The sequence below is a fragment of the Streptomyces sp. 351MFTsu5.1 genome, assembly GCF_000383655.1.
Lineage (GTDB): Bacteria > Actinomycetota > Actinomycetes > Streptomycetales > Streptomycetaceae > Streptomyces > Streptomyces griseorubiginosus.
Window position 1 is genome coordinate 1 of record NZ_KB911815.1, and the last position, 5,146, is coordinate 5,146.

The 5,146-nt window shown below is 70.1% G+C and carries 5 protein-coding genes; 1 reads left to right on the forward strand and 4 read right to left on the reverse strand.

Going from position 1 to position 5,146, the window contains the following annotated elements:
* The 4 genes from H295_RS0142410 to sucC form a co-directional block, all read right to left on the reverse strand.
* Positions 1-632 (reverse strand): CoA transferase (locus H295_RS0142410; RefSeq protein ID WP_020141441.1); only part of this gene is annotated, 632 nt, incomplete at its 3' end.
* A gap of 43 nt (positions 633-675) precedes the next feature.
* Positions 676-2,232, reverse strand: a complete 1,557-nt coding sequence (locus H295_RS0142415; protein WP_020141442.1) for an aldehyde dehydrogenase family protein — start codon at positions 2,230-2,232, stop codon at positions 676-678.
* A gap of 87 nt (positions 2,233-2,319) precedes the next feature.
* Entirely contained in the window at positions 2,320-3,219 is a 900-nt protein-coding gene (sucD, locus tag H295_RS0142420) for a succinate--CoA ligase subunit alpha (protein ID WP_020141443.1), read from the reverse strand.
* An 11-nt stretch (positions 3,220-3,230) separates the two neighbouring features.
* A complete protein-coding gene (gene sucC, locus H295_RS0142425; RefSeq protein WP_020141444.1) occupies positions 3,231-4,361 on the reverse strand; it encodes an ADP-forming succinate--CoA ligase subunit beta in 1,131 nt (376 codons plus the stop codon).
* A 150-nt stretch (positions 4,362-4,511) separates the two neighbouring features.
* Between sucC and H295_RS0142430 the strand changes: the two genes are divergently transcribed.
* Positions 4,512-5,146: CoA transferase (locus tag H295_RS0142430; protein WP_020141445.1), on the forward strand; the 635-nt coding region annotated here is incomplete at its 3' end.

A 5,146-nucleotide genomic window follows, 5' to 3' on the forward strand; every position in this document is an offset into this window, starting at 1 on the left:
CGCAGCTTGACCCGGCACAGGTTCAGCACCGCATGCTGCATCGCCACGTTCACCCGCTGCCCCCGCCCCGTCCGCTCCCTTTGAAGGAGTGCGGCAAGGATCCCGGCCACGGCATGCACTCCGGTGCCGGAGTCCCCGATCTGCGCCCCCGTCGCCATCGGCGGCCCGTCCGGGAACCCGGTCGTCGCCATCGACCCGCCCATCGCCTGCGCCACCACCTCATACGCCTTGAACCCCGTATAAGGCCCCTCCCCGAAACCCTTGATCGACGCATACACGATCCGCGGGTTGATCTCCCGGATCCGTTCCCACGGGAACCCCATCCGATCCACCGCACCCGGACCGAAGTTCTCCACCAGCACATCCGCACCACGGACCAACGCGGTCAGGATCTCCCGCCCCCGCTCCGTCTTCACGTTCAACGTGATACTGCGCTTGTTGCAGTTCAGCATCGTGAAATACAACGAGTCCGCCTCCGGCACATCCCGCAGCTGCCCCCGCGTGACATCCCCGCCCGGCGCCTCCACCTTCACCACATCCGCCCCCAGCCACGCCAGCAACTGCGTCGCCGACGGACCCGACTGCACATGCGTCATGTCCAACACCCGCACACCATCAAGAGCCAACGTCATGCTCGGTACCTCATCCCTGCGTCGTCGTGTGTCGGTCGGCGTCTCACGGCATCAGCTGGTACTCGGGGAAGTTGCCGGGCAGCCGTTCGCCGGCGGGTCCCCGGGTGACCGCGCGCACCAGGAGTTCACCGCCGACGAAGGCGCCGCGCCAGGAGGCTCCGAAGCCGCCGAAGAGTTCGTCGCGGTCGCCGCGGGAGCGCGGGGTGCCGTGTCCGACCTTGAACGCCCGGATCTGCGGGGCAAGTCGGTCGAAGGTCGCCCGGTCGTCGGTAGAGAGGGTGGCGACGAGGGCGCCGTTGGAGGCGTTCATGGCGGCCAGCAGTTCCGCTTCCGTGTCGACCAGGACGACGGTGTCGACCGGGCCGAAGGGTTCCGCGTGGTGCAGGGGCGAGGAGGGGGGCGGGTTGAGGAGGGTGACCGGCTGGACGTACGCCGAGGTGTCCTGTCCTGCCAGGAAGCGGGCGTCGGCCTCGCTGCCGCGGTGCACGGGGACCGCGCCACGGTCGATGGCCTCGGCGACCTGGTCCCGCAGTTCCTTCGCCTTGGCCGCGTTGATCACCGGGCCGAAGTCGAGCGAGGGGTAGGGGTCGTCGGGGTTCTCGACGGCGAGCGGGTGTCCGAGGCGCAGGGTGCGCACCGCGGGGAGGTAGGCCGCGAGGAACTCGTCGAACAGCTCGCGCTGGACGACGAAACGCGGGTAGGCGGTGCAGCGCTGCTTGCCGTAGTCGAAGAGCTTGGGGATGACGGCGGTGAGGGCGTCCCAGTCGGTGTGGTTCCAGATGCCCCAGGTGTTGAGCCCTTCCTGTTCGAGGATGTGCCGTTTGCCGAGGTCGGCGACGGCGGTGGCGACGGCTGCGCCGGTGTCGCGGCCGCCGACGAAGGAGACGCAGCCGATCTCGGGCGCCCGCACCAGTGCCTCGGACAGCTCTCCCCCGCTGCCGCTGACGAGGGTGACGGGGATGCCCTCGCGGGCGGCGAGCGCGCAGGCCAGGGTGAGGCAGGCGACGCCGCCGTCGGTCGGGGTCTTGGCGATGACCGCGTTGCCCGCCAGCGCCTGGACCAGCAGGGCGTGGACGAGCACGCTCATCGGGTAGTTCCAGCTGGCGATGTTGGACACCGGGCCGTCGAGCGGGACCCGGCCCCGGACCATCGGCTCGATGCCGTCGACGTACCAGCGCACGCCGTCGATGGCCCGGTCGACGTCGGCCTGTGCGAGCCGCCACGGCTTGCCGATCTCCCAGACCAGGAGGAGGGCGAGGAGTTCGCGGTGCTCGGTGAGGGCGTCGAGGGTGGCGGCGACCCGGGCCCGGCGTTCTTCGAGGCGGATGTGCCGCCAGGCGCGGTGCTGGTCGAGGGAGGCGCGGACGGCCTGGTGGGCGGCTTCCCGGTCCAGGCGCGGCGGACCGGCGATGGGGCTGCCGTCGACGGGGCTGGTGGCGGGCAGCGCCCGGCCGTCGGCCCGCCAGGCGGATCCCCAGAGGTTGAGGACGCGGTCGTCGCGGAAGGCCTCCGGGGCGACGGCGAGGCAGCGCTGCCAGGCGTCGTTCCAGGAGGTACCGGACTTCACCACGAGACGGGTGGAGTTGAGGGTGGTTGTCATGCGATGTCTCCGCTCTCGGTGCACAGTCGGGGGCGGGGTGTCGGGGGTCGCAACGGACCTGTTCCGTGGACGCGTTGCGTGGTTCGGTCAGGCCTGAGGGGCCTTGCGAACGGTGTCCAGCAGGGAGAGCACGAGGCGGGCCGTTTCGGTCGGGGTGTCGCCGACCTTGACGCCGACCGCTTCCAGCGCCTCCTTCTTCGCCCGGGCCGTGCCCGCGGAGCCGGACACGATGGCGCCGGCGTGGCCCATGGTCCGGCCCTCGGGCGCGGTGAAGCCGGCGATGTAGCCGACGACGGGCTTGGTGACGTGGTCGCGGATGTACGCGGCCGCCCGTTCCTCCGCGTCACCGCCGATCTCCCCGATGAGGACGACGAGTTCGGTGTCGGGGTCGTCCTGGAAGGCGGCCAGGCAGTCGATGTGGCTGGTGCCGACGACGGGGTCACCGCCGATGCCGACACAGGTGGAGAAGCCGATGTCCCGCAGCTCGTGCATGAGTTGGTAGGTGAGCGTGCCCGACTTCGACACCAGCCCGACCCGGCCGGAACGGGTGATGTCGGCCGGGATGATGCCCGCGTCGGACTGTCCGGGGGTGATCAGCCCCGGACAGTTGGGTCCGATGATCCGTGTCCCCTTGTTCTTGGCGTACGAGGTGAAGGCCACGGTGTCGTGGACGGGGACGCCCTCGGTGATGACGACGGCGAGACCGATCCCGGCGTCGGCGGCCTCCACAACGGCCGCCTTGGTGAAGGCGGGTGGCACGAAGACGACGGTGACGTCGGCTCCGGTCGCCCGGATGCCGTCGGCGACCGAGCCGAAGACGGGTACGACTCGGTCGTCAAAGTCGACGGCCCGGCCGGCCTTGCGCGGGTTGACGCCGCCGACCACGTTCGTGCCGGCGGCGAGCATGCGCCGGGTGTGTTTCATGCCCTCGCCGCCGGTCATGCCCTGGACGAGGACCCTGGACTCCTTGGTCAGGAAGATGGCCATGTCCCGCTCCTTCAGCCGGTGTGGGCGAGTTCGGCGGCGCGCCGGGCGGCGCCGTCCATCGTGGTGGCCTGCTCGACGAGAGGGTGGGCGTGCTCGTCGAGGACGGTCCGCCCGCGGGCCGCGTTGTTGCCGTCGAGGCGCACGACCAGCGGCTTGGTCGGCCGGACCTCCTCCAGGGCCCTGACGATGCCGTCGGCCACCGCGTCGCAGGCGGTGATCCCGCCGAAGACGTTGACGAACACGGACTTCACGGCCGGGTCGGAGAGGATGACCGACAGCCCGTCCGCCATGACCTGGGCCGAGGCGCCGCCGCCGATGTCGAGGAAGTTGGCCGGCCGGGCACCGCAGCCGGCGACCACGTCGAGGGTCGACATGACCAGCCCCGCTCCGTTGCCGATGACGCCGACCTCGCCGTCGAGCTTGACGTAGGTGAGGCCCTTCGCTGCCGCGGCCGCCTCCAGGGGATCGTCGTAGGAACTGCTGTCGGTGCCCCAACGGGCCTGCCGGAAGCGGGCGTTGTCGTCGAGGGTGACCTTGCCGTCGAGGGCGAGGATCTGCCCCTGCCGGGTGCGGACGAGCGGGTTGACCTCGACGAGGAGTGCGTCCTCGCGGACCAGCACCTCCCACAGCCGTACGAGGACGTCGACGGTCTGCGGGGGCAGCCCGGCCGCCTCTGCGATCACGCCGGCCTTGGCCGAGGTGACGCCCTCCGCGGAGTCGACGGGGATGCGGACCACCGCTTCGGGGCGGGTGGCGGCGACCTCCTCTATGTCCATGCCGCCGGCCGCCGAGGCGACGGCGACGAACCGGCCCGCCGCGCGGTCGAGGGCGTAGGCGACGTAGAACTCCGTCTCGATGTCGACGGGTTGAGCGAGCATGACCTTGTCGACCCGGTGCCCCTTGATGTCCATGCCGAGGATCCGACGGGTCGTCCGTTCGGCCTCCGCGGGATCGGCGGCGAGCCGCACCCCGCCCGCCTTGCCCCGGCCTCCCGTCCTGACCTGCGCCTTGACGACGACACTTCCGCCCAGTCGGCGGGCGACGGCGCGGGCCTCCTGGGGCGAGTCGGTGACCTCCGCCCTCGGCACCGGGATCCCGTGCTCCTCGAAGAGGGCGCGGGCTTCGTGCTCGTACAGGTCCATGGTTCGGCTCCCGTCTCAAAAGTGCACGACCTAAAAGTGCTGCACGCCCCCTGGACATCACCCACGTGATGCGGGATAACAATCTTCATACAGTATTCGTCGACTGTATGCAATGTGCCGAACCCAAGCCTGCTGACGGTGAGGTGACCCATGACGACGTTGGCTCTTGATGGTGTGCGGGTGTTGGACATGACGCATGTGCAGTCGGGTCCGTCGGCGACGCAGTTGCTGGCGTGGCTGGGGGCGGATGTGGTGAAGGTGGAGGCGCCGGGCGGGGATGTCACGCGGGGGCAGCTGCGGGATGTGCCGGAGGCGGACTCGTTGTATTTCACGATGCTGAACTGCAACAAGCGCAGTATCACGTTGAACGTGAAGACGGAGCGGGGGCGGGAGATCCTGACCGCGTTGGTCCGTGGTGCGGATGTGCTGGTGGAGAACTTCGGTCCGGGTGCGGTGGATCGGATGGGGTTCCCGTGGGAACGGATCCGGGAGATCAACCCGCGGATCGTGTATGCGTCGATCAAGGGTTTCGGGGAGGGGCCTTATACGGGGTTCAAGGCGTATGAGGTGGTGGCGCAGGCGATGGGCGGGTCGATGGCGACGACCGGGTTCCCGGACGGGCCGCCGATGGCGACGGGGGCGCAGATCGGGGACTCCGGCACCGGAGTGCATGCCGTGGCCGGGATCCTTGCCGCACTCCTTCAAAGGGAGCGGACGGGGCGGGGGCAGCGGGTGAACGTGGCGATGCAGCATGCGGTGCTGAACCTGTGCCGGGTCAAGCTGCG